This window comes from Chryseobacterium indoltheticum (assembly GCF_003815915.1).
GTDB lineage: Bacteria > Bacteroidota > Bacteroidia > Flavobacteriales > Weeksellaceae > Chryseobacterium > Chryseobacterium indoltheticum.
Map to the genome: position 1 here is coordinate 2,679,247 of NZ_CP033929.1, position 26,462 is coordinate 2,705,708.

The 26,462-nt window shown below is 34.3% G+C and carries 26 protein-coding genes; 10 read left to right on the forward strand and 16 right to left on the reverse strand.

What is annotated here, in order from left to right:
- The first annotated feature begins 164 nt into the window (after positions 1-164).
- Complete coding sequence (locus tag EG358_RS12370) at positions 165-3,080, forward strand: TonB-dependent receptor (protein WP_076558534.1); 2,916 nt, start codon at positions 165-167, stop codon at positions 3,078-3,080.
- Between the two features lie 10 nt (positions 3,081-3,090).
- A complete protein-coding gene (locus EG358_RS12375; protein ID WP_159436356.1) occupies positions 3,091-3,915 on the forward strand; it encodes a tyrosine-protein phosphatase in 825 nt (274 codons plus the stop codon).
- A 279-nt stretch (positions 3,916-4,194) separates the two neighbouring features.
- On the opposite strand, the gene EG358_RS12380 is transcribed toward EG358_RS12375, so the two are convergent.
- The 7 genes from EG358_RS12380 to EG358_RS12410 form a co-directional block, all read right to left on the reverse strand.
- Positions 4,195-5,271 carry an SDR family oxidoreductase gene (locus EG358_RS12380; RefSeq protein ID WP_076558538.1) on the reverse strand — a complete coding sequence of 359 codons (1,077 nt, stop codon included), beginning with the start codon at positions 5,269-5,271 and terminating at the stop codon, positions 4,195-4,197.
- 103 nt (positions 5,272-5,374) lie between these two features.
- Positions 5,375-5,863 (reverse strand): Crp/Fnr family transcriptional regulator, encoded by a 489-nt coding sequence (locus tag EG358_RS12385; RefSeq protein WP_262487801.1) that lies wholly within the window; start codon positions 5,861-5,863, stop codon positions 5,375-5,377.
- A gap of 114 nt (positions 5,864-5,977) precedes the next feature.
- Positions 5,978-6,448: a PPC domain-containing DNA-binding protein gene (locus EG358_RS12390; RefSeq protein ID WP_076558542.1), complete on the reverse strand. Its 471-nt coding sequence runs from the start codon at positions 6,446-6,448 to the stop codon at positions 5,978-5,980.
- 6 nt (positions 6,449-6,454) lie between these two features.
- Positions 6,455-6,850, reverse strand: a complete 396-nt coding sequence (locus EG358_RS12395) for a MauE/DoxX family redox-associated membrane protein (protein WP_076558544.1) — start codon at positions 6,848-6,850, stop codon at positions 6,455-6,457.
- Between the two features lie 3 nt (positions 6,851-6,853).
- Entirely contained in the window at positions 6,854-7,144 is a 291-nt protein-coding gene (locus tag EG358_RS12400) for a DUF3861 domain-containing protein (RefSeq protein ID WP_066678299.1), read from the reverse strand.
- A 3-nt stretch (positions 7,145-7,147) separates the two neighbouring features.
- The gene (locus tag EG358_RS12405) at positions 7,148-8,269 is read right to left on the reverse strand and encodes an aldo/keto reductase (RefSeq protein WP_076558546.1); all 1,122 of its coding nucleotides are present in this window, start codon (positions 8,267-8,269) and stop codon (positions 7,148-7,150) included.
- 29 nt (positions 8,270-8,298) lie between these two features.
- A complete protein-coding gene (locus EG358_RS12410) occupies positions 8,299-9,282 on the reverse strand; it encodes an aldo/keto reductase (RefSeq protein ID WP_076558548.1) in 984 nt (327 codons plus the stop codon).
- A gap of 395 nt (positions 9,283-9,677) precedes the next feature.
- On the opposite strand from EG358_RS12410, the gene EG358_RS12415 reads away from it, so the two are divergent.
- Positions 9,678-10,304: a chloramphenicol acetyltransferase gene (locus EG358_RS12415; RefSeq protein WP_076558550.1), complete on the forward strand. Its 627-nt coding sequence runs from the start codon at positions 9,678-9,680 to the stop codon at positions 10,302-10,304.
- 266 nt (positions 10,305-10,570) lie between these two features.
- Here the strand turns inward: EG358_RS12415 and EG358_RS12420 are convergent, their stop codons facing one another.
- A complete protein-coding gene (locus EG358_RS12420; RefSeq protein WP_076558552.1) occupies positions 10,571-11,320 on the reverse strand; it encodes an NUDIX hydrolase in 750 nt (249 codons plus the stop codon).
- Positions 11,321-11,609: 289 nt separating this feature from the next.
- Here EG358_RS12420 and EG358_RS12425 point away from each other — a divergent pair, with 289 nt between their 5' ends.
- A complete protein-coding gene (locus tag EG358_RS12425) occupies positions 11,610-13,031 on the forward strand; it encodes a sugar MFS transporter (protein WP_076558554.1) in 1,422 nt (473 codons plus the stop codon).
- Between the two features lie 84 nt (positions 13,032-13,115).
- On the opposite strand, the gene EG358_RS12430 is transcribed toward EG358_RS12425, so the two are convergent.
- Positions 13,116-14,543 (reverse strand): hypothetical protein, encoded by a 1,428-nt coding sequence (locus EG358_RS12430; protein WP_076558556.1) that lies wholly within the window; start codon positions 14,541-14,543, stop codon positions 13,116-13,118.
- A gap of 405 nt (positions 14,544-14,948) precedes the next feature.
- Here EG358_RS12430 and EG358_RS12435 point away from each other — a divergent pair, with 405 nt between their 5' ends.
- Positions 14,949-15,647, forward strand: coding sequence for a DUF6261 family protein (locus tag EG358_RS12435; RefSeq protein WP_076558558.1), 699 nt, complete (start codon positions 14,949-14,951; stop codon positions 15,645-15,647).
- Positions 15,648-15,973: 326 nt separating this feature from the next.
- Here the strand turns inward: EG358_RS12435 and EG358_RS12440 are convergent, their stop codons facing one another.
- From EG358_RS12440 to EG358_RS12460, 5 genes are all read right to left on the reverse strand, one after another.
- A complete protein-coding gene (locus tag EG358_RS12440) occupies positions 15,974-16,987 on the reverse strand; it encodes an SDR family NAD(P)-dependent oxidoreductase (RefSeq protein ID WP_076558560.1) in 1,014 nt (337 codons plus the stop codon).
- Between the two features lie 165 nt (positions 16,988-17,152).
- Entirely contained in the window at positions 17,153-18,022 is an 870-nt protein-coding gene (locus tag EG358_RS12445; protein WP_076558561.1) for a GLPGLI family protein, read from the reverse strand.
- A gap of 23 nt (positions 18,023-18,045) precedes the next feature.
- Positions 18,046-18,396 carry an LptA/OstA family protein gene (locus EG358_RS12450; protein ID WP_076558562.1) on the reverse strand — a complete coding sequence of 117 codons (351 nt, stop codon included), beginning with the start codon at positions 18,394-18,396 and terminating at the stop codon, positions 18,046-18,048.
- A gap of 86 nt (positions 18,397-18,482) precedes the next feature.
- Positions 18,483-18,809, reverse strand: coding sequence for a hypothetical protein (locus tag EG358_RS12455; protein WP_076558564.1), 327 nt, complete (start codon positions 18,807-18,809; stop codon positions 18,483-18,485).
- Positions 18,810-18,822: 13 nt separating this feature from the next.
- Positions 18,823-19,659: a M23 family metallopeptidase gene (locus EG358_RS12460; RefSeq protein WP_083676991.1), complete on the reverse strand. Its 837-nt coding sequence runs from the start codon at positions 19,657-19,659 to the stop codon at positions 18,823-18,825.
- 164 nt (positions 19,660-19,823) lie between these two features.
- Here EG358_RS12460 and EG358_RS12465 point away from each other — a divergent pair, with 164 nt between their 5' ends.
- The 4 genes from EG358_RS12465 to EG358_RS12480 all read left to right on the forward strand — a co-directional run bounded on the left by EG358_RS12465 (position 19,824) and on the right by EG358_RS12480 (position 23,597).
- Positions 19,824-20,663, forward strand: coding sequence for an SDR family NAD(P)-dependent oxidoreductase (locus EG358_RS12465; protein ID WP_076558568.1), 840 nt, complete (start codon positions 19,824-19,826; stop codon positions 20,661-20,663).
- 42 nt (positions 20,664-20,705) lie between these two features.
- Positions 20,706-21,623, forward strand: a complete 918-nt coding sequence (locus tag EG358_RS12470; protein WP_076558571.1) for a helix-turn-helix domain-containing protein — start codon at positions 20,706-20,708, stop codon at positions 21,621-21,623.
- A gap of 101 nt (positions 21,624-21,724) precedes the next feature.
- A complete protein-coding gene (locus EG358_RS12475; protein ID WP_076558573.1) occupies positions 21,725-22,627 on the forward strand; it encodes an SDR family oxidoreductase in 903 nt (300 codons plus the stop codon).
- A 52-nt stretch (positions 22,628-22,679) separates the two neighbouring features.
- Positions 22,680-23,597, forward strand: coding sequence for a helix-turn-helix domain-containing protein (locus EG358_RS12480; RefSeq protein WP_076558575.1), 918 nt, complete (start codon positions 22,680-22,682; stop codon positions 23,595-23,597).
- 3 nt (positions 23,598-23,600) lie between these two features.
- On the opposite strand, the gene EG358_RS12485 is transcribed toward EG358_RS12480, so the two are convergent.
- The gene (locus EG358_RS12485; RefSeq protein ID WP_076558577.1) at positions 23,601-24,644 is read right to left on the reverse strand and encodes a serine hydrolase domain-containing protein; all 1,044 of its coding nucleotides are present in this window, start codon (positions 24,642-24,644) and stop codon (positions 23,601-23,603) included.
- Positions 24,645-24,863: 219 nt separating this feature from the next.
- Here EG358_RS12485 and EG358_RS12490 point away from each other — a divergent pair, with 219 nt between their 5' ends.
- The gene (locus EG358_RS12490; protein WP_228421276.1) at positions 24,864-26,012 is read left to right on the forward strand and encodes an MFS transporter; all 1,149 of its coding nucleotides are present in this window, start codon (positions 24,864-24,866) and stop codon (positions 26,010-26,012) included.
- Here EG358_RS12490 and EG358_RS12495 read toward each other — a convergent pair.
- On the reverse strand, positions 26,009-26,404 hold the full coding sequence (locus EG358_RS12495) for a winged helix-turn-helix transcriptional regulator (RefSeq protein WP_076558581.1): 396 nt from the start codon (positions 26,402-26,404) through the stop codon (positions 26,009-26,011). The genes EG358_RS12490 and EG358_RS12495 overlap by 4 nt on opposite strands.
- Between the last annotated feature and the right edge of the window lie 58 nt (positions 26,405-26,462).

The window sequence follows — 26,462 nt, forward strand, 5'->3', positions numbered from 1 at the left end:
TATTCTGTTCATAAATAAATAATAAATAGTTTATTCAATGTAAAATACTATTAATCAATCCTTTAAAAATGTCAAGACAACGAGTGATACGTTTTTTATTTTGATTTTTTTGTAAGGACGAATCGGTACATCATTCTGTGCAGTTTTGCAGAAAAAATAAATCAATGAAAAATTCTACTGGTTTTTTAAAGCATAAATCGAGAATTATACAGGTATCTGCTTTTTTCTTGTTCGCTTCTTTTGGAACCATCCATGCACAAACTGTAAAGGGAACTATTGTAGGAAAAACAAACGGCGCACTTCCCGGAGCCAATATCTCTATTGTAGATGCCGATGCAAAAGCCGTTTCATCTTTAGACGGAGATTTTCATCTGCTTTCACCAAAATTAGGAGAAGTAACTCTTAAAATTGAATATATAGGGTACGAAACCCAGGTTTTTCCGTATACCATAAAAGAAGGGACAAACGATATAGGATATATCACCATTGTACCTGAAGAAAAACTGATTTCAAATAAATTAACCGACATTCAGGAAGTAATGGTTTCAAGACCCAATGCTTTAACCCAGGCGAAAGCCTACGAAATTAAAAAGAACAGCAACGCCATCATGGAAGTCATTGCAGCCGATGCAATCGGAAAGCTGCCGGACAGAAATGCTGCTGAAGCGGTGCAAAGAGTTCAAGGTGTTGCTGTTGCAAGATATCACGGTGAAGCCGACCAGGCAACGGTAAGAGGAACTCCTTTTGCATGGACCTCGGCTTTGTTCAATGGAAATCGTTTACCAAGCGCAAATGTTTTAGGAAACAGGTGTTTCGTTTTGGATGTTGTTCCTTCAGAATTGATTCAGTTTGTGCAGGTTTCTAAAGCAATAACTCCCGATATGGACGGTGATGCGATTGGTGGAAGTATCAATTTTATTACAAGAACTGCTCCCGCAAAGAAAACATTGAGCGTAAGCGGGGCAGGAGGTTACAATACATTTTCTCAGGACGGAACGTATAATGCATCAATTGTGTATGGCGACCGTTTTTTCAAAAAGAAATTGGGCGTGCTTTTGTCGGGCGCAATTTGGGACAGACAATGGGGTGCAGATTCTTTTGATGTGACTTACAATACAAGCGCAGCAAATGATATCCAAAGAAAATCTATCAATTCGGTAATGATGAAAAGGTACATGGGAACGAGAAGAACCATTGGTCTGAATGGCGGATTGGAATACAAATTCAATGCAGACAACAAAATCTACTTCAGAGGAATGTTTAATAAATTTGATGACATTCGCCCTGTTTATGAAACGTATGTAGATTATACAAACAAGCGTTATCAATACAATTTCAGATATTCACATTATCAAACCGAGCTTTACGGGATGGAATTGGGTGGTGAGCACAGCCTTTCTTCAAAATTAAATTTAGATTGGATGCTAAGCGATTATCAGGCAAAATATTTTCTTGATACTCCGCCTACCAATTCTACCAAAGGTCTTCCTATCGCAACTTTCAGACAGAAAATAACCGGCGGATTCAATAATCTTTCCAGTGACGGAAACCGATATTGGGGATTTGATTCGCCAGACGGAATTGGTGGCGAATATATGGATTACAGCTCAGATATAAGCAGCCAGAACGACAGGCTAAGTGCCGACAAACTGCTTCTTTCACAATTGGTCATCGCCAAATTAGATAATAACGAAAGAGATAAAATTGCACGGGTAAATTTAAAATATGATGTGAATCCTAATATTTCAATAAAAGTAGGAGCTAAATATCGTGATAAAGACCGTACCAGTACTTACGGATACAATACAGTTTACCTTCCGGGAGCTTCTTTGGGGATCCCAAATTCGCCTGCACTGCTTACCTTGTCACAATTGGCAACTACAGATGCGCCAAGCGGAACTGCCTTTCTGGGAGGGATGAACGGAAATTATGATTCTTATATTATGAATCCGCCAACTAAAGACCAACTTTTTCAGATGTTTTCTCCAGAATTTTTGCAACAGAATGGTTTCAGAGATTTTTCGAGTGCCGAAACCAATGCAACAAGCGTTTATACAGGTGAAGAATCTGTTTTTGCAGCCTATGCGATGGCAGAGATAAAAGCAAGCGATAAATTCAAGATTGTTGGAGGTTTCAGAAACGAATCCACAAGAATGACTCTGAACGGTTCAAAAGCTACCAAAGAAGGAACTCCTGCAACCACCGTTATCAGTGAATCTATTGTAGAAAGTAATTACAACGCCTTTCTTCCGATGCTTCATTTGCGATATAATATTTCGCCAAAAGCAAACATAAGATTTGCCTATACAAAATCTTTCATCAGACCCAATTTTGGTGACTTGTCACCGGGCTCGAGTATCGACAACACTTCAACTCCTTTCACAATTACAAGAGGAAATCCGGATTTGAAACCTACTTTCAGTCACAACTTTGATGTAATGGGTGAATATTATTTCAATAATATCGGGATACTTTCAGGTGGAGTTTTTTATAAAAAAATATCGGATATCGTATTTTCAGATACATCTATACTCAATATTGGCGGAACAAACTACAATATAACGCAGGCAAAAAACCTGCAGGATTCAAACTTAATAGGTTTTGAAGCAGGCATCAACAAACGTCTCGATTTTTTACCGGGTTTTTGGAATGGTTTCGGGGTTGAGTTTAATTATACCTTCATCGATTCTAAAGTTGAGGTTCCGCGTACCGACTCAAACGGAATACAGTATTTTGACAAAACATCACTTCCCAACCAATCTAAAAATCTTTTCAACGTCATTTTATATTACGAAGGCAACAAAATAATGGTTCGTCTTGCAGGAAATTACAGAGGGAAATCAGTTGAAACCATCAACCAAAAACTCGGTCCGCAATATTACATCTGGTCCGACAAAAATTTTACAGTTGACTTTTCTGCAAGTTATGACATTACTAAAAAGCTTAAAATCTTTGTTGAGCTAAATAATTTAAGCAACGAAAGTTTACGACTTTATATGGGAGACAATAAAAAGAGAGTTACCTCAAATGAATGGTACGGAAGCAGAGGGCAACTGGGAGTTCGCTGGCAAATATTTTAATTTAATTTATATGAAAAAAATAGTATTTACATTGGCAGTAATTGCCTTTGGAACAACTGCAAATGCGCAGATTAAAGACAGTTTGAAACGTGTCGTAAAAATGGAAAATGCCTATAACTTCAGAGATACTGGTGGCTATAAAACTACTGACGGAAAAGAAGTGGTTCTCGGAAAAGTTTTCAGAAGTGATGCCATCGATAAGCTTTCTGATAAAGATCTGAAAACTTTCAAAGACAGAAAAATTACAACTGTTGTCGATTTCAGAGGGGTGGAAGAAGCTAAAAAAGCTCAGGATCGTTTACCCCAAAATACCAATTATCTTTTGTGTCCTGCAGGAAGCAACAACCTTCCGACTGCTCAGGATATGGTGAAATTTTTGAAGGATAAAAACTTCTTGTTTGATATGTACGGAGAAGGTGGACTTCCTTATTTCGGAGAAAGGTACAGATCGTTATTCGTTCAGTTATTGACTTTAAAGCCCGATGAAGCCTTACTTTTTCATTGTACAGGTGGTCGTGACAGAACGGGAATGGCATCGGCTTTATTCCTGAAAATATTAGGAGTTCCGCAAGAGGTAATTGAAGATGATTATGTTGCTTCCAATTTTTATCTGGCAAAAAATCCTACCATGAAAAATATGTATTCCGGACTTTCAAAAATGGCAGGAATGAGCGAAGCTGAGATCAAAACCCAAATGGAACTGAGACCTGAACTCATCAGAAATTTCTTCGGAGCCATCAACAAAAAATATGGAAGCGTAGAAAATTTCTTTCAGGTTGAAATTGGAATCGGACCACGTGAAATTGCTGTTTTAAAGCAGAAATATACAAAATAGTCAATTGTGAATGGTCAATTTGCTTTGCTTGTCAATTTTTAAAATTACTTTCAAAATTCATTGCTGACTTACAAAGCAAAATTGACGATTTATTTATAAGAAATCAGTTAGAATTAAATTTAGAATAAGCTGTCTCAAATTTGAGATGGCTTATTTTTGCTAAAAATAAATGAGAGTGTACAAAATTCATCATTAACGAAAAGTCGGGACAACATTCTAAAAAACCTTTATTAATAAAAAAAAAGAGATGCTTTACAACAACTCTTTTATATTAACGATCTAAGGAATCAGATTTTCTTGCTTTAATTTTTTAAACAAATCAATAAAAGATTCTTCCGTGTTTTGATATTCCAGAAAACCGGATTTTCTACTGTTGCTCATGTCAGTCATTACTTCCAGAGGTCTTCCTAAATCTAAATCGGTATGCCACGCTGAAGATAAACGGTCTAAATTGTTTTCTATTAAACCATATTTTTCAGCAATTGTTTTCCAGATCTCATGATTGTTCTGCATTTCTTTTTCAAGAGGTTTAATTTCGTTTTCAAAACCGACAGCCTCTATTTCAAACCAATCTGCAAGTCTTTTCCAAAGCCATTTCCAGCGAAATACATCACCGTTTGAGATATTAAATGCTTTATTTTTAGCTTCCTCTGAAGTTGATGCCCAAACCAATTGTTTTGCCAAAATTCTTGCGTCTGTCACATCAGAAATTCCGTTCCATTGTGCAGCAGATCCCGGCCAGATAAATTTATTACCTGTTTCTTTGCAAATACTTGCATTAACCGCCAAAGTAGTTCCCATATTCATCGCATTTCCTACTGCATAGCCAATTACAGTATGCGGTCTGTGAATGCTCCAGGTAAAACCATCTCTCTCAGAAGCCGAGTAAACCTCATCTTCCTGAGCGTAATAAAAATTGGGAAGCGGAAGTCTGGGTTGCTCTTCTCTCACAGGAGTTTCAGGTAATTTTCCTTCCTTTGCATAGGCTTCGAATGGTCCTAAATAATGCTTTAATCCTGTAACCAAAGCAACATGTTTTACAGATTTTTTGGGAGACAAAACATTTAACAGATTTCTAATCAAGGCGCTGTTTACACGAATGTTTTCCTCTTCTGTATCATTTCGCATCCAGGTTGTGAAAAAAATGTGAGTAGGAGAAATATTTTCCAATGCTGTTTCTAAACTTTGTACGTCTAGTAAATCAGCTTTTACCGGGATTAATCTTTCGATATTAGTGTTTGTATTTCTGGATATTCCGTAAGTTGTCCAGCCTTGAGATATAAGTTCCTGAGCGAGATTGCTTCCCGTAATTCCAGTTGCACCGACAACTAAGGCAATATTTTTATTGTTTTCCATAATGTAAAATTTCTTCTACAAAATTATGGTGGTGACCAGCGAAAACACTTGATCTACATCATGAGTTTCGGTTGACCTCAGTCAAGTTTACATTCAGTAAGCATTAACCTTTCAACAAAATTTTCTTACGAATTCGGCTGATCGTTTCCGGAGCCAAACCAAGATAGGATGCAATCAGATTATGTGGGACTCTTTTGATCATTCCGGGATTTTTTTGAACTAACTGAAGATATTTTTCCTCAGCTGTATAACTGTTTGAAGCTATTAAACGATAATCTTTCGTCACCAAACTATTTTGGTATAAAATCCTAAAGTAACGATCCATCACTGGAATCTTCAGCATTAGTTTATCATAATCTTCAAGAGTGATCATGAGCAATTCTGTTTCTTCAACTGCATCGATATTCAAAACCGCTTTTTCCTGATTGATAAAACTCTTAAAATCTGAAATCCACCAACCTTCAAATGCAAACATATTGATGTTTTCACCACCTTTTTCATCAGTAAAATAAGATTTTAGCAAACCTTTATTAACAAAAGAAAGGCATTTACAAACATCGCCTTCCTGCAACAAATATTGTTTTTTCTTCAATTTTTTAACCGAAAAAAAAGACTGCAGTTCACTTTTTTCTTCTTCAGTTAAACTGACTTTGTTTTGAATATGAGAAATAAGGATGTCAAACATTTGAAAAAATATAAAACAAAATTAAGGTTTCTCGTTAGACTTTTCAAAATTGTACAAATTGATTCCTACTTCTTCATTTTTAGTTTTATATATCGCTGTTTCCAAAGGATAGAAAAAGAATTCTCCTGCGCCCCGAATTTTTGCATCTTGCAAATGTCCGGCAATTGCAGAATAATCCTGTCGTCCTAAAGTAATGTGAAGATGAAGCAACGGTTTTTCGTCAAGTACAGAAACATTTCCTGAAATATTGGTAACTTCCATTTGTTCATCAAACTTCTTATCGACATAATCTTTCGTCGAGAAGTCAAAAAACCTCAACGTTGCTTCACTTACCGCACCAATTCCTGTTATCTGACCAGATTTGATATTCTGATTTAGTACAAAATCATTCAAAGCTTGTAAAATGCTAGATTTGTCTTTAATACTAACAATATAATTGTTTTCAACTTTTTTGGCGGTCCAAAATTCGCCTTCTAAAATTCGTTCGTTCATAGCTTATTAAATTAATGGTTGATTTTCTTCAGAACTGTATTTTAAATAAAACCACAAAAGCGCAAACAGATACAAACAATGGAGTAGTTGCGCTTCAATAGCTGACCAATTTTCAATAGAACTGCTTCCCAAAATCAAAATACTCATCAAGGCAATTGCAGAATATATCGTTAGTTTAGGTTTAAAACCAATTAAAAGAGAAATTCCTATAATCGCTTCTAAGAATGGCAAAACATATCCGAAAGGGGTAATCAACGCTTCAGGAATTGCCGATTTCTCCATAGACTTTACCATTCCTTCGGTGAAGGTCTGTAATTTTGGTAATCTTACCAATCCGTGTCCTGCTAACGAAATGGCAATTGGAAGTCTTAAAAAGAAAAATATGGTTTTAAAATCTTTCATTGTTTACTGACTTTTCAGTTTTTTCATAAATTCTGTGATGGCAGGTCGCAAGTCTTCAAATAAAGGATGTTGCTTGTTTTTTAGCATCACTTCTGTGAAAAGCTTTAGCCCTAAACTAAATTCGTTTGCGGTATTTTCATCCTCAAAAATATTTTTAGATTTTATCACCTCAAAAATTTTAAAAAGGTCATCATGATTTTCAAATTCAAAACTTAGTTTTTTTTCAGCTGAAGAACCATCTTTAAGAGACAGTTCATTCAGTTGAAGTTGGTATTTATTATTTCTTTTTTCCATAATTTATCCTTTTGGAACGGGTGCATTTTCTTCTATTAACTTTTCTTTCTTTAATTCTGCCCAGAAACCTGCAGGAATTTTCACTTTAAATGAAGCTGCATTTTCCTGAGCCTGTTTAACGGTGTGAGCTCCCGGAATCACTCCTGAAACCACGTCCGGAGCAGCTGCAAACTGAAGAGCAGCCGTTCTTATATCTACTTTATGATTATTGGCAACACGCTGTAAAGACGCTAGTTTTTCTTTAACTCCGGCTGGAAAGTCTCCATTATATAAATAACGGTCTTTACCGGACAAAAAGCCTGCACACAAAGGTGCACCGACAACAATTGAAATATCTTTTTCAGCAGCTTTCGGGAAAACTTTATTCAAATCATCTTTGTGATGAATCAATGAATACTGACAAGCAGATAAGAAAACATCGGGATCTGAAACTTCGATGGCTTTTAAAATAGGTTCAATCGTGTTTACGCCAAATCCCCAGCCTTTAATCAAACCTTCTTCACGCATTTTGATCAATTCGGGCATCGCTCCTTTTGCGGCAATATCGAAATATTTTTCCCAATCGCCTTTCATATCTTTGTTATCAGGAGACAGATCATGAATGAAAACAATGTCTAATGAAGCAACGCCCAATCTTTGCAAGCTATCTTCTACACTTTTTCTGGCTCCTGCAGCAGAATAATCGTAGTCATAAGAAAAATTGAGTTTTCCTTTCCATAAGCCGTCTAATTTGAAATCATCGTGAGGCTTCAGAATTCTTCCGATTTTTGAGGAGAGTGTAAATTCGTCACGTTTTTTATCTTTCAAAAATAATCCCATTCTGTGTTCGCTAAGACCTAAACCATACCAAGGCGAAGTGTCAAAATAACGAACTCCGGCGTTCCATGCTGCTTCAATGGATTGCAGACATTCAATATCCGGATTGGCATTAAATCCGTTTCCTAAAGCAACCCCGCCAAAGCCTGATTTATTTTTTGGTCTGAATCTTTTTCCAAGCCCTGAATTATCAAATTGTTCCATACTATTTTCTTTTAATAATTGGGATGCAAAAGCAGGAACGGCAGATGATGCCATTAATCCTGCAGCTGCGAGTCCGCTGTTTTTTAAGAAAGTTCTTCTTTCCATTTTATTATTGTGAGTGGTGATTTTAAAATTTAAAAAGCATTGACCAGATCGTCAATAGTTTTCAATTCTTCTTTGCTTAAGCTAATATCAATTGCTTTTGCATTTTGTACAGCCTGTTCCGCATTTCTGGCTCCTGCCAAAGCGATAGTAATTCCAGGTCTTTCTATCGTCCATCTTAAAACAAGTTGCCCTAAACTTGCATTATGATTTTCTGCAATTGGTTTTATTTTATCTAAAAGCTGATTTGTTTTTTCAATAAACTCTGGCTGGAAGTGTGGTAGTTTTGCTCGATGATCTCCTTCCTGAAATTTGTAATCTGTAGTTATTTTTCCTGTCAGCAAACCTCTTTCTAAAGGACTGTATGCCAAAATAGATTTATTGTGATCTATACAGTAAGGAACTGTCTCTTCCTCAATTCCACGATTAACCATACTAAACGGAATCTGGTTGGAAACTAAATTCAACGTTTTTTCTGCCTCTGCCATTTGCTGAGCATTATAATTACAAACTCCGGCAAAACGAACCTTTCCCTGATCGATCAATCTTGAAACGGCTTCAAAAGTCTCATCAATCGGCGTGGTAGAATTGGGCCAGTGAATTTGATATAGATCTATGTAGTCTGTGCCTAATCTTTTTAAACTTTGTTCGCATTCATAGATGATGCTCTCTTTCCCTGCATATTTATAGACATCAATATCTTGTCCGTCATTATTTTTGCTGTGCATTGCAAAATCTCCTTTCGCCAAATCCCAACGCATTCCGAATTTAGTAAGAATCTGTACTTTATCACGTGAAATACCTTTGATGGCTTCACCCACTATTTCTTCACTTGTTCCCTGTCCGTAAATAGGAGCCGTATCAATAGAACTCACACCAACATCGTAAGAAGCTTTTATCGCTTCAATAGCGTCATTTCTATCTGTACTTCCCCACATCCAACCTCCTGCAGCCCAAGCTCCAAAGGTGATTGCTGAAATTTCTAAATCGCTGTTTCCTAATTTTCTGTATTGCATTGCTGTATATTATTTTTTATGATGAATTCTGAATAATGAAAGATGCAGAATAAGCTTTACAAATTTTTAAAAAAGCTTTAAAACACTCTTAATCCCATAAATCTCAATCCTATTCTTAATCTTTGGGTATTACGAACATTTTTTGACATCAAAAAATCAACCAAATTATATTTCATAAAATATGACGACAACTATTTAATTTTTTAGAAGAACCTTTCTCCGGATACATGTATTCACCTGTGTTAACAGCGAAACCCTTTCTTTAAAGAAGACAAGCCAAGATTTGACGAAAGATAAAATATCTTTATGAAGGCAATTCTCACAAAATATAAAATTTCTGTTTTTAGTCACTTTAGAATTGATAAATCTTACGGAAATTTGCAAAAAATAAATCAATGAAGATTATAGATATTGAAAGCTGGAACAGAAAAGAGCATTATGAGTTTTTTTCAAAAATGGCGAGCCCGTATTTTGGGTTTACAACAGAAGTTGAATGTACCAAAGCTTACAACACAGCCAAAGAAAATGGCATTTCTTTTTTTGCCTATTATCTTCATAAATCGATGGTTGCTGTAAATTCTGTAGACGAATTGAAATTGAGAATTGTTGACAATCAAATTATTTTATTCGATGAGGTACATGGGGGAAGCACAATTGGCAGAGCGGACGGAACTTTTGGATTTTCATTTTTTCATTATTCTGATGATTTTGAGACTTTTAACGAAGGACTTCAAAAAGAAATTAAATCGGTGCAAAATTCTACTGGTTTAGGAATAAGCAATGATGTGCTACCAATTAATCACATCAGACACACCACAATCCCATGGAGATCTTTCTCAGCTTTGCTTCATCCTACCAATTTCGATCCTAAAGAATGTATTCCGAAGATTACATTTGGGAAATTCAGTATTCGTGATGGCAAAAAGTATCTTCCTGTCTCTATTGAAGCTCACCACGGATTAGCAGACGGAATTCATTTAGCAAAATATATAGAAGAATTTGAAAGACAATTAAGCTTATAGCGGTTGATGATTTTTTAGTTGATTGTTTATGGATTAGAGTTCAAAATACTTTAAACTAAAAATATATTCTTTTTTCAACCGGAAAAGAATCAAAAGATTGTCCTAGGATTGAGTTATTCAAAAGCTTGCAAAACGATTGGCTATTCAGTCTTTTTTAGATTTTGTAAACTTTTGAATTTCTATTTTTCAATCATTTCTTTTGAACCTTTTGCGGTAATATATTTTCAAAAAAGTACAAAGAAAAATCCTGATTTCTCAGGATTTTATTACCAATTATTCAGTCCGTTTTCTAATGCTTTTTTATAGTTTTCTTCATCAAAAGAGTAGAGGTCAGGAGATTTGTGGGCACCGCCACGACGTTGCTCGTCTAATTTTCTAAGAATACCGAGATTCTTTATTTTTCTGTAGAAATTTCCACGGTTAAGCTCTTTTCCTAAAATAGTTTCATAAAGTTTCTGTAGTTCTGAAAGTGTAAATTTTTCCGGTAACAAATTGTAGCCAATCGGTTTATACGAAATTCTTTCTCTAAGCGTTAATAAAGCTTTTTCTATAATTTCACGATGATCCATTGCCAAGTCTATGTCTTTGAGCTGGCTGAGATAAACCCATTCACATTTGTCACTAAGCTCATCCACAACAAGATTTGCATTATCGGGATTGTATAACGCATAATAACCTATAGAAACAAAACGTTGTTTCTGCCACAGAGATTCATCGAAATCTTCAAAATAAACTTCGCTTCTTTTATTTTTACCAAAAACGGCAAACTCTTCCAAATATACATCTGAAATTCCTGCTCTTTCTTTTAAAACGCGCTTAGCGGCATCGTCTAAATCTTCTTCTTTTTTTACGTAACCGCCTGGTAAAAGCCATTGCTTTCTATAGGTCATCTGAAGGAGAAGAACCTTTAATTCACTTTGATCAAAGCCAAAAACGACAGGGTCTGCAGAAAGGTGTGGAAGAAAAAGATCTTTTGCCTCCTCAGATTTCTTTAAAAATTGTTGTTGTGAATCCATAAAACTATTTGTGAATACTTATTGCGACAAATTTAAGATTAAAATTTAATATTAACTTAATAATGCCATTTACAAGCTGTTTTTTTGGTTTTATCTTTAAATAAAGTTCATAATGAAGCAATGATGTTTTTGTTCTCAAAATAAGTGTAAGTCAATTAAAATCAATTATTTAATTAAGTGATTTTATTTAATGCTATCCTTAAAAGCGATAATCTCAGATAAAATTATTGTCTCAAATTAAGAGATTATCAGTAAAAGAGATTATCTTAGCCTCTTAATTTTAATGTATATGATAAATAATGAAGTAAAATCTAAAAGGAATTATACCATTCCTCTGATTACCATTACGCTTTTATTTTTTATGTGGGGATTCATCACCTGTATGAATGACATCCTTATTCCATACCTGAAACAGCTTTTCAAACTGACCTTTTTCGAATCGATGTTAGTTCAGTTCTGTTTCTTTGGAGCTTATTTTATAGGTTCGCTAATTTACTTTTTGGTTTCCACATCAAGCGGAGATCCCATCAACAAAGTAGGTTACAAAAAAGGAATTCTTTTTGGGATTTTTCTTGCAGCTTTCGGATGTATTTTATTTTATCCGGCGGCAACATTCTCTTCTTACGGATTGTTTTTAGGCGCTTTATTTGTTCTTGGATTAGGCTTTACCGTTCTTCAGATTACTGCAAACGCTTATGTTTCGCTTTTAGGTTCGGAAGATTCTGCATCAAGCCGATTGAATATGACGCAGGCTTTCAATGCATTCGGAACAACGATCGCTCCGGTTTTGGGCGGACATTTAATTTTTGAATTCTTCTCTGCAGCAGACGGTTCATTCTCTGCTGTCGCAACAAGAATTCCTTATTTAATTTTTGCCGGAATTTTATTATTGGTGGCTTTATTGATTTCAAGAGTAAAGTTGCCATCTTTCCAAACTGCGGAAGAAGAAATCGAAAAAGGCTTTGGAGCTTTTAAGTTTAATCACTTAAAGTTCGGAGTTTTTGCGATGTTCTGTTATGTAGGTGGGGAAGTAGCGGTAGGAAGTTTTATCATCAGCTTTCTGGAGCAGCCTCAGATCATGAATCTTTCTGAAGTAGTAAGTAAAAACTATCTTTCTCTATATTGGGGTGGTGCAATGATCGGGCGCTTCTTAGGTGCTATTTCGTTAAATCATTCGATCAGTCAGGGGAAGAAAGCATTATATATGTTGGGAGCGGCAGCTGCGGTTTTCCTTGTGATCTTCAGCATTGTTGATCTTACGTTTTCACAAATAAGTTTCTTCCTGGTATTTATTGCTTTAAATTTTGTGGCATTCTTTGTAGGGAAGTCTGCTCCGGCAAGAACGTTATCGATCTTTGCAGGAATCAACGTTTTATTATTGATCTCAGCGATGTTAAATCACGGCGAACTGGCAATGTACAGCATTTTAGGAATCGGAATTTTCAACTCGATTATGTTCTCTAATATTTATACACTCGCTATTTCAGGATTAGGAAAATATACAAGTCAAGGATCTTCATTGGTCGTAATGGCTATTTTAGGAGGTGCGATTGTTCCTATTTTCCAGGGTTATTTAGCAGATGTTTTCGGAGTACAGCAATCATTTATTATTCCTGTGTTCTGTTATATTGCCATCTTAATTTTTGGTGCGTATTGTACTAAATATTTAAGCCATGTGAAACAAGATGCTGATGCAAAATCTGGACATTAATATTTTTAATTTTATATATAGAAAAACCTGCTTTGAAGCAGGTTTTTTTTATTTGTTATCAAATTTATAATCAAAAAATTACTTTTACAATTTCGAGGCTGAAGGTTTCTCTGGTGTTGCATCGATAACATAAGAATGAATATTTGTTCCTAATTTCTTATTTAATAAATCAACATTTTTTTGAATATTTGATACATTATTTAATTCTTTTTCACTGTAACAGACAGCAATAAATATTCCATTTTTATTTTTTTCAACTTCCAAATATTTTACAAGTTGAACTTCAAGGCCATTCCAGAATTTAGAATTATTTGCTTGCTTTATTTCTATTAAAAATTTATTATTATATCCGCTGCTGAATTTGAAATCTACTGGACCTCTTCCTAAATTTACCTCTCTGTTCAGATCAATATTATTAGCTTCGCAGTAATGAACAACAATTCCATAAAAAATTAATTGAACAGCTTCCTCTTTTTTATGTTTTTTATTATCATTCCAAAGCAATTTATATCCCGAATTATTTTCTAAAAAATGAACAAAATTATTTACAACAGTATGAACAAAATTTTCAAAATCTTTATCTGAAATAACATCTAAATTTTTTATTTGATGCTCTTTAGTAAATTCTTCTGTAGTATTTATCCATTGATATAATCCACTAGCATCTTTTACTATATCGTATGGATTCGAACCTGTTCTTTTTAAAAAATCTTCAAAATTATTAACCCATTGTCTATTTTGTCTGGCAATCTGAATTAAATCTGATTTTTTTAAATTTCCTTTTATTTCTAAACTATACTGTTCTCTAATTTCTTCATTCAAATTATCCCAACAGTAATCCCAAAAATCACTAGCATTTATAGTTGGAAGTTCTCTTAAAAACTTTTGTGGTACTAATATTATAGCTTCTTTATTATATGGATTTATTGGTAAGCTGACTTCTCTAGACTCCCATCTATTAAATCTATTATTAAATTCATATTGCTTAATTTTTATAATATCTGTTTTTACACCATGTTTTTTGCAAATACGTTGAGTGTATTCTATTAATTCCTTTTTTACCAAAGTAGCAGTCATATCACTTATTCTATCGCACCCAAAACCTAAATTAAACAATCCTATTTCTTCAAAAAAATTGTAATTCGTAACTCCCATTTCAATAGAATCAAAAATAGAATCAACAATTATTTTAGAAAAACTACCACCAGATCCTGATCCTCCTGTATCACTTTCTGCATAGCCTAAACAGATTTCAGAAACCTCAGGAAAACTCATCATTCTCAGAAGCTGTTTGTATCTCATGTCAGAATTATTTTTTTTAGAAACAGCTGCTATTTCAAATGCTTTATTAAAAAAAGATATTGTATTATCATATGACTTTCCAAATAATTCATCTTCAGCCTTAAACAACAGAAATGGATCTATAAATAATTTTGTATCACGCTTTAAAATTGGATCAAACCATTTATCATCCAAATCACGAGTTATGTTAAAAATAGTTGAGAATTTCATAAATATGCTTTTTATTATTTTTTTCTTGCTAAGAAGAATATTATTCGAATATAAAGAATCATTTATTTCAAATAATACGGATTTCCGTAATTCCAAAAATAAATCCTAATAAATTCAAAATCTTCCGTATTTCTACTGAAATAAAATATTATATGCATATTAAAGATTAAAATAAAACACAACCTACAATAAGTATAAACCAACAAATCAAGCATTCCGTACACCCACAAAACCTTTAAACCGATAGTTTAAAACCTCTGCACACCTACAGAATATCTAATTCACCAGAATAAACTCTTCTTCACACTGCAAAAAGTTTAAACCAACTGTTTTACTCAAATGAAAAAATGAGTATCTTCATACTTGAAATATTTAAGATAATTTCTAACAAAAACACACTTGATTATGAAAATTTCATTGACAAGGCTGAGTACGAAAGACTTGGCTACACTTACACAACGTATTATCAATACATCGGATTCCGGTACTTATGGAGTTATTACCAACCATCCGCTTCTTACAGAGCTCAAAACAAACTATGCAGGTTACGATGCTGTTTACGCCAAAGAAACATTCAGTGGTAGAGGCGGAGATGTTGCGGGCGCAGACAGAAATAGGGACATTGCTTTCAGAAGCTTAAAAAACTTCCTGAACGGATACCGGAAAATGGCTAACATGCCCAATTATCATCTTGGTGAAGATTTATTTGAGATTTTTAAAACCTACAGTCTCAATCTTGACAAAATGAGCTATTCATCCCAAACCGCACAGATGAAAAAGCTCATTGAAGAGCTTGAAACTTCGGAAAATGTTCAAAAGCTCAATGCACTGTTATTACTTCCATCTTTTAATGAAATGAAAGCTAAACATGAGGCTTTCGAATTGTTATTTGCAGAACAGGCAGGAGCAAATGCCAATCTCAGACAAATGAAAAATGCATCGGCAATACGCAGAGATCTCGAGAGAATCTTAAAATCTTTTCTGTACATGATTGCCGCCATGAAAGACATTCACGATTGGAGACTGTTGTATGCAGATATGAATGAACTGGTAAAAGCTGCAAAAAATTCCACGCTAAATAAACCCAACGATAACATACAATAAGCATAAAAAATTTCCGTCCTTTGGAGGGATGGCGAAAATTCAAAGAATTTTTGACGGGGTGGTTACATAAAGGTAGACCAACGTCAATTCGAGTGTGCCGATGCAATAGGGATGTATCAAGAATCAATGAACGGAAGCACAAAACCTGTTTCCATAAAACTTCTCGATACGCTTTTTTGCAAAAGCTACTCGAAGTGACGGCTTTTCGGAGACGTATACTTGATAATAAAAAACAAGAACCTGTAACAGGTTCTCGTTTTGGGTTGTAAGTAATGTTCTCGATACAAATTCTTTCAGAATTTTACTCGAACTGACGGGGATGATCATTAATCCTCAAGATAAATTTCTTTATCTGCTTTTCTTGATTTTAGTAGCATAAAAGCTAGTCCTAATCCAAGTCCGGCAACCAAAGCAATTTTGGTTTTCTTTCCGGGAACAGGAAGAATGGTTTCTCCATAAATTTGATGAGGTTCTGATGAAGGTTCAAGTACATTTCCGGAGTCGGATGGAGCATTTTTAAGTTTCATCATTAATCGCATTCCTGCTGAAGCGGTATTGATAATGATTTTTGGAAACATCTCGTAAAGATTTACTAAAGCCCGTGATCTAAAATCTGGGAAGAGATCTTTCTGTGGCTCTTTTGCCAACTGTACAATTTTTTCAGCGGTATCTCTTGGGTCTGATGCAAACGGTGGGATTTTAAAATCAAGTCCTGAAAACTTTGCAGAATGCATATTTCCAGTAGATCTTTGGATTTGCGGATAAAGATTGGCTATATGAATGTCGGGATAATCTGAAATTTCGCCATGAAGACATTCCATCATTCCACGGATTCCGAATTTTGTTGCCGAATAAACAGCACTGTAAGGAGCGGGCATAAATCCGCCAATTGAAACATTATTGATAAGAATTCCCTCATTCTGTTCCTTGAAAAGCGGTAAAACCGAATATGCTCCGTGCATATATCCGAAAAGATTGGTTTTAATGACCTGCTCGTGAAGATCCATCGGTATTTCTTCAAATTTTCCACTTGCCATTACTCCGGCATTGTTAACCCAGATGTCGATTCTTCCAAATTCCTGTACGGCAGCTTTTACAAGATTTTCTACCTCTTCAGCTTTTGAAACATCCGTGGAAACGGCAATGGCATTTACGCCTAAATCTTTGCAAATATTTAATGTTTCATCTAAAGCTTCCTGACCTCTTGCTGCGATAACGATATTGCAGCCTTCAAAGGCAAAGGCTTCAACGGCAGCTCTTCCGACTCCGCTGGTTCCTCCTGTGACTACGACAGTTTTACCTCGAAGGCTTCTTTTTTCTAAACTGTTTTGTGATTTCATATTGTGATATATTTTATATTGAGACAAAGTGTTATCTGTTACGTATCTATTTTTACACCAAATAAGGATTTTGGAGACATTAATTTTAAACCTACTCATTATAAAACAAAAAACACGGACTTATTGTCCGTGCTATTTTTGAAATAATATTTAAATCGAATGTTTTTATCTGTATAAATCGAGTTCTAGGAAATTGTTGTTTTTTTGAAGTTCTTCTTTTCTTTCTTTTTCAATTAATTTTAGCATCTCATCCTGAGAATATGTTTTACCATCGAAAGTAATTGATGCTGAAACGGATACAGGGGCTGAAATACTTGTGGAACCTGAAGTTTGTCGCAGATTTTTTGCAGGATCTTTTTTGTAATCACTCCAAAGTTTTCTGAATTTTTCTTCGTTGATGACTATTTCCCTTGCTTTTTTATTTAAAATTTCATCCGGACTCACTTCTATTTTTCTTGTTCCAATAAGTGTAAAACTATGGTCACCTTTAGCATCTTCGGCTTTTACAATTAAACCCGGAAGACCACAAAATTCGTGCGGACCGTCCTGAATTGGGATTTCGGGAGCAAACCAAACATTCCATTTTCTTCCATACAAAGTTGTTGTCGCTTTTTGAACATCATATCCTAAAACCTTAGATTTTTCGTTGCTTATTTTCCAATCAAGTTTTTTATCATTATTAATCAATAAGTCGTTTGAACTAATTTCTTTTTTCAAAGTACGCTTATAATCAGGATATGTTTTTATAACTTCTGTATTTACTTTAGCTTGCTTCAAACTCGTAAAATCAAAATGCACCTTCTGCGTTGTCCGTGCATCTTTAAATGCTGCAGTCATGGTAGAATCATAAACAGCTTTTACCTGACTGTAAAATTTCGATCCTTTAGGTGTAGTCTGCAAAACCATGTTTTCAGTATCTGATTTATCGCGGTTCAGTGAATCTATTTTGAAAGTGTATTCGTAAATGAACTGGTTAGATTGTGCGAAATATAAGGCTGTCATCATTAATAACAGAAGAGATAATTTTATTTTCATACTGTGAATTTTGTTAAAATTAATTATTGAAAGGTGATACTTTCTTCTTTGGTATTATATACGATTATATTTTTGTTGCTTTCTCCTTTTTTTGATATCGTTTTCGCATAAAGTAGTTTAAAATCTTTTGGATTGTAAATGGTAACCGTATTGTTTTTCTCGTCTATCGTTACTTTTTCAGCATTTACCAAAGAAATGTTTTTTGTTTTTAACATTACATTTCCGTTTAGAATAATTGTGCGTTCTTGAGTATTTTTTTTGATGTTATCTCCTTTATAGGTCATTGTAAGTTCAGATTGTACTTCCTGCGCAAAAGTATTTTGAGAAAACAAAAGGAGTGTGAAAATTCCTGAGATTGTAAAAAGTCTTTTCATATATATTCAATTTTATAAAAACGAAAATACACTTAATTCTCAATGCTGTGGAAAATTTAATATTATTTATGATTTCTAAGAATTTTTTAACTAAAACATTGACAGTAAAAAGCTTCACGCGAAAAAAGACAAGAGATATACAAAACCGGAATTAAAAATAAAAGCAGAAAAGGAACATTAATCAAAGCAATAGAATATTGTTTCTTATAAATCCTGACAATAGAATCTGTAATAAAACCCACCATTAGAATAATCAAAACAAATACAAGCAGAAATGCAATACCCAAACCGGCATCAGTACGATGCTCACGTTGACGATTGGCTTCGAAAGCCATTTCAGAATAGAAATATAATAAGAGCAAAGGGATTGCTATAGCCAAAATTCTTATGATAATGTGTTTGGTAATTTTCATAGATTTAAATTAATTATTTGTTTGTCACTTTCATATTCTTTTTTAAACTTTGTGAAGAAAGATCATTTTCAAAAGTGAACGGAACTGACTTTAAAGTCTTTCCTTTCTCCGGAATTAAGACATTAAAATGCAAATGCTCACCGGAAGCAAAACCAGTCATTCCACTCAAACCAATCGGTTGATTTCTTTCAACTGCATCACCTACTTTCACCAGGCTTCCGTCTTTTTTTAAATGTACATATTGCGTAAATAACCCGCTGTGAGGATGATAAATAGTGATGTAATTGGCATAAGGAATCCATTTTCTATCGTTTCCGCCATATTCATAATCTTTAATAACACCAACTACAAAACCATCATCGGCACTTGTGATGGTATCACCGGTTTTCATATCAAAATCTACGGCATACCTGCTATAATCATTATCGTGACTAAAGCTTCCTTTATTGGATTGCATAATATGGTATGTTTTACCTTTCGGAAAGGGGAGTGCAAGATTATTTTGTTTAATAATTTTATCGTTATCACCAAATGCCTGATTTATATTGAGTTCTAATTTTTCAACATCGATATTTTTAGCGAATATCTTTATTTCAGCAAAAGAATTTTCATAGGCCATCACTTTCAAAGTATCATCAATTAAATTTTTACTTTTTAAATAGTCCGAAAAAATTTTAATTCTCAAAGGGCAAGCCAATGGATTATCAATTTTAAGAAAAAGTGTATCGTTGCGATAATCTTGTTTATAACTATTTCTAAACTGATTCAATTTCACCTTTGGAAGTTCCTGCGCATTGCAAAAGAAAAAGCAAAAAAATAAAAGAAGAGAAATAACTTTGGAGAATTTCATGCGGCTGAATTTTATCAAAAATAAACATTTTATCACAAATATTTGAAAATTAAACTTTTCTCATCTTAGTTTTGACTACAACAATCTTTGATTCGGTCACATCGGTCTTTTCATCATTTTCCAACTTTGCAGTATAGAAATTAATCAATTAAAACAATCAAAAAATGGACACACAAAAAGTATGGTTTGTAACCGGAGCGTCAAAAGGTTTAGGATTAACCTTAGTAAAAAGATTACTGAATGAAGGATATTCTGTAGCCGCAACTTCAAGAAATCTTGCTGAACTAAAAACGGCAGTCAATTCTGAAAGTGAATCTTTTCTTCCCTTAGAAATGGATTTAATTAATGAAAACAATGTTGCTGAAGCCATCCAGAAAACCGTTGAAAATTTTGGCAAAATCGATGTAATTGTCAACAACGCAGGATACGGTCAGTTGGGAACTTTAGAAGAATTAACAGATGAGGAAAGCCGTAAAAATTTTGACACCAATGTTTTCGGCTCACTCAATGTCATCAGAAAAGCAATGCCTTATTTAAGAGCTCAGAAAAGCGGACGTATCATTAATATCGCTTCGATTGCCGGACTAACGGGAGATTTTGCAGGTTGGGGAATTTACTGTTCTACCAAATTTGCGGTTGTGGGTTTCACAGAAGCCTTAGCGGCAGAAATAAAAGAGTTTGGTCTTCATGCAACCGTTGTTTATCCCGGATACTTCCGAACTAATTTCCTTACAGGCGGTTCATTAGGAACTCCTGAAAATGAAATTGAAGAATACACCGCAGCAAGACAGCTACAAACCGTTCACGAAAAAGAAATCAACGGAAATCAGCCTGGAGATCCTGAAAAAGCAGCAACTGTTTTGATAGAGCTTGCTTCAGTGAAAAATCCGCCAGTGCATTTAATGTTGGGTTCAGATGCGTTTCAGTTTGCAGGAAATAAATTGGATGCACTTCAAAAGGAAATTTCAGAATTTAAAAACCTGAGTATATCAACAGATTACTAAATTTGTAGAGGCAGTAGTTTTCTGCTGCCTCATTTTTCAATTATGAATAAAAGAAAATTATACACCATCGATACGATATCTGAACTGCATAAAATTTCAGGATTATCGCAACCGGAACATCCTCTAATCAGCCTTGTTGATTACAGTCTGGTGAATTATCAGATCGACGAACCGGAAATTAACTGGATTCAGGATTTATATTTTATCGGTTTGAAACGTGACCTTCACGGAAAAATGACCTACGGACAAGGAAAATATGATTACGATGGCGGATTGGTGTCTTTTATTGCTCCGAGACAACTCGTCGGTTTAGACATCAGTCGTCAAGAGAAGAAACCTTCCGGTTATATTCTAGCTTTTCATCCCGATTTTTTGTGGAATACTGATTTGGCAAAAAAGATTCACAATTATGATTTTTTCGGATATAAAGTAAATGAAGCCTTATTTCTTTCAGAAAAAGAAGAACAAATCCTGATTGGGATTTTTCAAAGTATAAAACAAGAATATCAGTCTGGCATTGATCAGTTTACACAGAATATCATCATTTCCCAGATTGAAGTTTTGCTCAATTATTGTGAACGTTTTTATCAGCGGCAGTTTATTACCAGAAAGAAAACCAATCATCAGATTTTAGATAAACTTGAAATCTTTCTTGAAGAGTATTTTACAAGTGAAAATATCATCAATAACGGACTTCCAAGTGCGCAATTGATCGCTGAACAGTTAAATATTTCGACCAATTATTTAAGCAGTTTACTCAAATCTCTTACCGGACAGACAACACAGCAGCACATCCACGGAAAACTGATCGAAAAAGCCAAAGAAAAACTGTCTACAACCGAACTTTCTGTAAGTGAAATTGCTTATGAATTAGGATTTGAGCATTCACAGTCTTTCAGTAAATTATTTAAAGCTAAAACTGATCTTTCACCTTTAGAATTCAGAAAATCATTTAATTAAAATTTTAAGTTTAAAATTTATTCGGCTACAACAAACTACTTTTTGGATACATCGATCATCAGATGAAAACTGAACTTTGCATCATAAATAATAGTCAAAAAATGAAAGTATTTGTTACAGGCGCTACAGGTTTCGTAGGAACTGCTGTAGTACAGGAATTATTAGCAGCTGGTCATCAGGTTTTAGGATTAGCGAGATCTGAAGAATCAGCAAAAAAATTAACTGAAGCGGGCGCAGAAGTGCACCGTGGAGACTTAACTGATTTTGAAAGTCTGAAATCAGGAGCTTCCGTTTCAGATGCGGTGATCCATTTAGGATTTGTCCACGATTTTACCCGTTTTGAAGAAATGTGCGCTTTCGATAAAAAAGTGATTGAAACTATTGGTGATACTTTAGTGGGAACCGATCGTCCTTTTATCATTACTTCCGGTACAGCTCTTTTTTCAAAAGATGGGATTACCACAGAAAATGATCTTTCAGCAAACAACCCGCATCCAAGAATTGCAACAGAAATTGCAGCAGATGCTGTAGCTGCAAAAGGTGTAAAAGTTGCCGTTGTAAGATTATCTCCGTCTGTTCACGGAAAAGGAGATGTAATCGGATTTGTTCCGTTATTGATTAAAATTGCGAAAGAAAAAGGAGTTTCGGCTGTTATTAATGATGGAAATAATCTTTGGCCGGCTGTTCACAGATTAGACGCTGCAAAATTATACCGTTTTGCTTTAGAAAAACCATTTGAAAAAGGAACAAGATATCACGCTGTCGCAGAACAGGGAATTCCTTTTAAAACAATTGCCACACAAATTGCAGATCGATTGAATATTCCAATTGTTTCTCTTAATTCTGAAGAAGCAGCAGAACATTTTTCATGGTTTACGCATTTTGCTAAGTTAGATAATAAAACATCAAGCGAAGAAACAAAAAGATCGTTAGGCTGGAATCCTGAACATCCAACGTTACTGGAAGATTTGCAGGGTTCAGTTTATTTTAATGAACATCAATAATTTGTATCTTTATTATTCTTAAAATTTGATTTAATCTAAAAAACTTACAATCATGTCTGATAATCAACCGATAAGATTAAAAACCATTTCCGAATTTCATACTTTGCGAGGTTTACCAAAACCAAAGCATCCATTAATCAGCGTGATCAATTTTGAAGATATGGCAGAAACTTCAGTGATTGGCAGACAAAATTTAATGTTTGATTTTTATATGGTTTCTGTAAAAAGAGATATGACTCACAAATACAGATATGGGCAACAGGATTATGATTTCGATGAAGGTGTAATGTTTTGTATGGCGCCACATCAAATTTTAAGTGTAATAAGAGAAGAACAAGGTAAAAACCCTTCCGGATGGATGCTGATGATTCATCCGGATTTTCTTTGGAATACACCCATGGCTTCTGCGATCAAAAAATATGAGTTCTTTGATTATTCTGTAAATGAAGCTTTGTTTTTATCAGAAGATGAAGAAGTGAAAATTCAGCAGATTATCGAGAATATCAAGCAGGAATATCAGACAAATATTGATAAATTCAGTCAGAATATTATAATTTCCCAACTCGAAACACTTCTCAACTATTCTGAACGTTTTTATCAGCGTCAGTTTATTACACGCCAAAAAGCGCATCATCAGTTTTTAGAAAAACTGGAAAATCTTCTTAATGATTATTTTGAAAGTGATGATATAAAAGAGCAAGTGTTGCCAAGTGTTCAGTTTCTCTCAGAAAAGCTGAATATGTCGCCTCAATATATGCGTAGTCTTCTGAAATCATTAACCGGACAAACTACACAACAGATTATTCACGAAAAACTGATAGAAAAAGCAAAAGAAAAATTGTCAACAACCGATCTTACTGTAAGCGAAATTGCTTACGAATTGGGCTTTGAACATTCACAATCTTTTAATAAATTATTTAAATCCAAAACTGATATTTCGCCTTTAGAATTTAGGAAATCTTTCAATTAAATTTTAGCGGGAAGACTTTACAAGTTCAGTCTCAAAAATAATATCTTTAATTAATTTTTCAGTATAATAAAACAAATCGCTGTTATCATTCATCTGATTTTCAAGAACAATAATATGTAAATCTGCTTTGGGAATATAAATATTCAGCGAAGAAAAACCGTCGCCTAATCCTGTGTGACCAAGATATTGTATTCCATTGGTTTCAGCAATTCTGATATTGTAACCATAACCCATTTTCTCTTTTCCAAAAACATCGTGCTGTGATTTTGCAGATTCTGAGACCATCAATCGATAAGATGCAGCACTTAAAATTTTACCTTTATGAAGTTGGTTATTCCAAATTACTAAATCATGTGCAGTAGAAATAACTCCGTCTGCGGGTAAATTTTCGTCATTGATCATCGAGTTTTCTACTTTCGAAAATTTATTTTCTTTATTGATGTAGCCAAAAACCAGATTCCGTTTATCCGATGCAGAATAACAGAACGTATCATTCATTTTAAGTTGTTTAAACAATTTCGCAGCTAATTCTCGGTATGTTTTTTTGGATACATTTTCAACGATTTTTCCCAAAAGTATATTCGAAAGATTTCCATATTTAAAATCAGTTCCAGGCTTGAAAACCAATGGTTTTTCAACATCCACGATTCCGTGAGTATGATTCAGAAGCTGATGAACCGTTACAGAATCTGCCCAGGTTTGCTTCAAAAAAGGTAAATATTTTTTGATAGGAGCGTGAAGGTTAATTTTTCCTTTTTCCACTTCTTTTAAAACTAAAACAGATGTTATTTGTTTTGTATTTGACATGATTTCAAACTGGTCATTCATTTTGATCGGAGTTTTATTTTCAATTTCTGAAAATCCGAAAGCTTTAGAATAAACCGTTTTCCCCTTTTTATTAATCAGAATGACTCCGTTAAAATGTACAGGTGTCTCAATCTGTATAATACTGTCAATTTTATTTTGCCAGTTTTTATGAGTTTGTGAAAAAATATTGGTGGTAAAAGAAAAAATAAGAAATGCAGAAATTATCTTTTTTGAAATCATTATTCTGTGAATTTTTTAGAATTTCAAATATACATTTTTGAATGTTTTTTATTGCTATTAAAATCTTTTACATTTAATATTTTTTTAATACGCACCTATTAGAAATAATCTGTTAATCACTATCTTTACTTAAGTTTTCTCATTAAAGGAGATTTTCAAACTTAAATTTTCATGCTCAATTCTACTCAATCAGGCATTTCCAAAACTGTAATTTGGTCAATGTCAATTATTTCAGGCCTTGTCGTTGCCAATAATTATTATAACCAACCGTTGTTGGGACTTATTGCAAAAGATTTTTCAGTGAGTGAAAGTGCGGCAGGAAAAATCTCTGTGCTTACACAGCTCGGTTACGCTTTTGGTTTACTGCTAATTGTTCCTTTAGGAGACAAATTTCTAAGGAAAAAATTAATTTTAATTGATCTGGTTTTAGTTTTCGCTGCACTTTTGTGGATGACATTTGCCACAGAATTGTGGATGCTGTACGCTGCAAGTTTATTGATCGGAACGACTTCGGTAATTCCTCAATTATTTGTTCCCATCGCTGCCGAATTATCTTCAGAAAAAGACAAAGCAGCCAATATCGGATTGGTTGTTTCGGGATTGTTATTAGGAATTTTACTTTCCCGTTTTGTAGGTGGAATCGTAGGTGAACTTTGGGGCTGGAGATCTATGTTTGGAATTGCTGCAGGTTTAATGCTTTTGGTCTGGGTTTTTGTGTATAAAATGCTTCCGGAATTACAACCAAATTTCAAAGGAACTTATCTTGAACTGATGAATTCTGTACTGCAATTGGCAAAAACACAACCTGTTTTGCAATTGGCATCTTTTCGTGGCGCGATGGCATTCGGATCGATGTGCGCATTGTTCACAACCTTGGTTTTTCATATGGAAAGACCGCCTTTTGAGGTCGGAGCTTCTGTTGTAGGAAGTTTTGGATTGGCAGGAGCTGTAGGAGCTTTGGCAGCCGCAAAAGTGGGAAGCTTACAAAATAAAATGAGTATCAACCGTATTATTTTATATGCTCTTTTAATCCTGATCGGAAGTTGGGGATTCACTTATTTTGCAGGAAATACATATTGGGGATTAATTATCGGCGTAATTTTGATTGATCTTGGCGTACAATCTAGTCACATTATGAATCAAACCAATTATTTCTTATTGAAAACGAATGCCGTAAATCGTTTGAATACTGTTTATATGGTTTCTTATTTTATTGGTGGTTCGCTTGGGACTTTTTTCGCTTCTCTGGCGTGGCAATATGCACAATGGGAAGGTGTTTGTCTTGTAGGGATTACAATGGGATTGCTGGCATTAATTGCACATATAATTTTCAGTAGAAAAGTAAGTTTAAAATCTAAAATTATTTAATTTTCATGATTACATTCAACTGGTACTATTTGGCTCTGAATAAGTTCTCTGTGCTTTTTCCCCCATTGATCTAGTTGTTTCCAAATGGGAACCAGCTCTTCTGCGATTTCTGTTAATTCATAATCAACTCTTGGAGGAACTTCAGCATAGACGGTTCTTTTGACCAATCCATCTTTTTCCATTTCTCTCAACTGAAGGGTAAGCATTCTTTCGGTTATTCCTGGGATTCTTCTACGAATTTCACTGAAACGCAGTTTTCCATTTTCAAGTTTACATAAAATCAAAAGCTTCCATCTGCCACCGATTTTACATACTGCATACGTCAAATCACATTCTTGCGTAAGATATTGAGCATTAATACTATTCGTTGAGTTTTCTTTTTTTGTTCCCATTACTTACAAATTTGTTAGTACCAAACAATTAGCTGTGTAAAGTGCAAAGTTAGGGTTT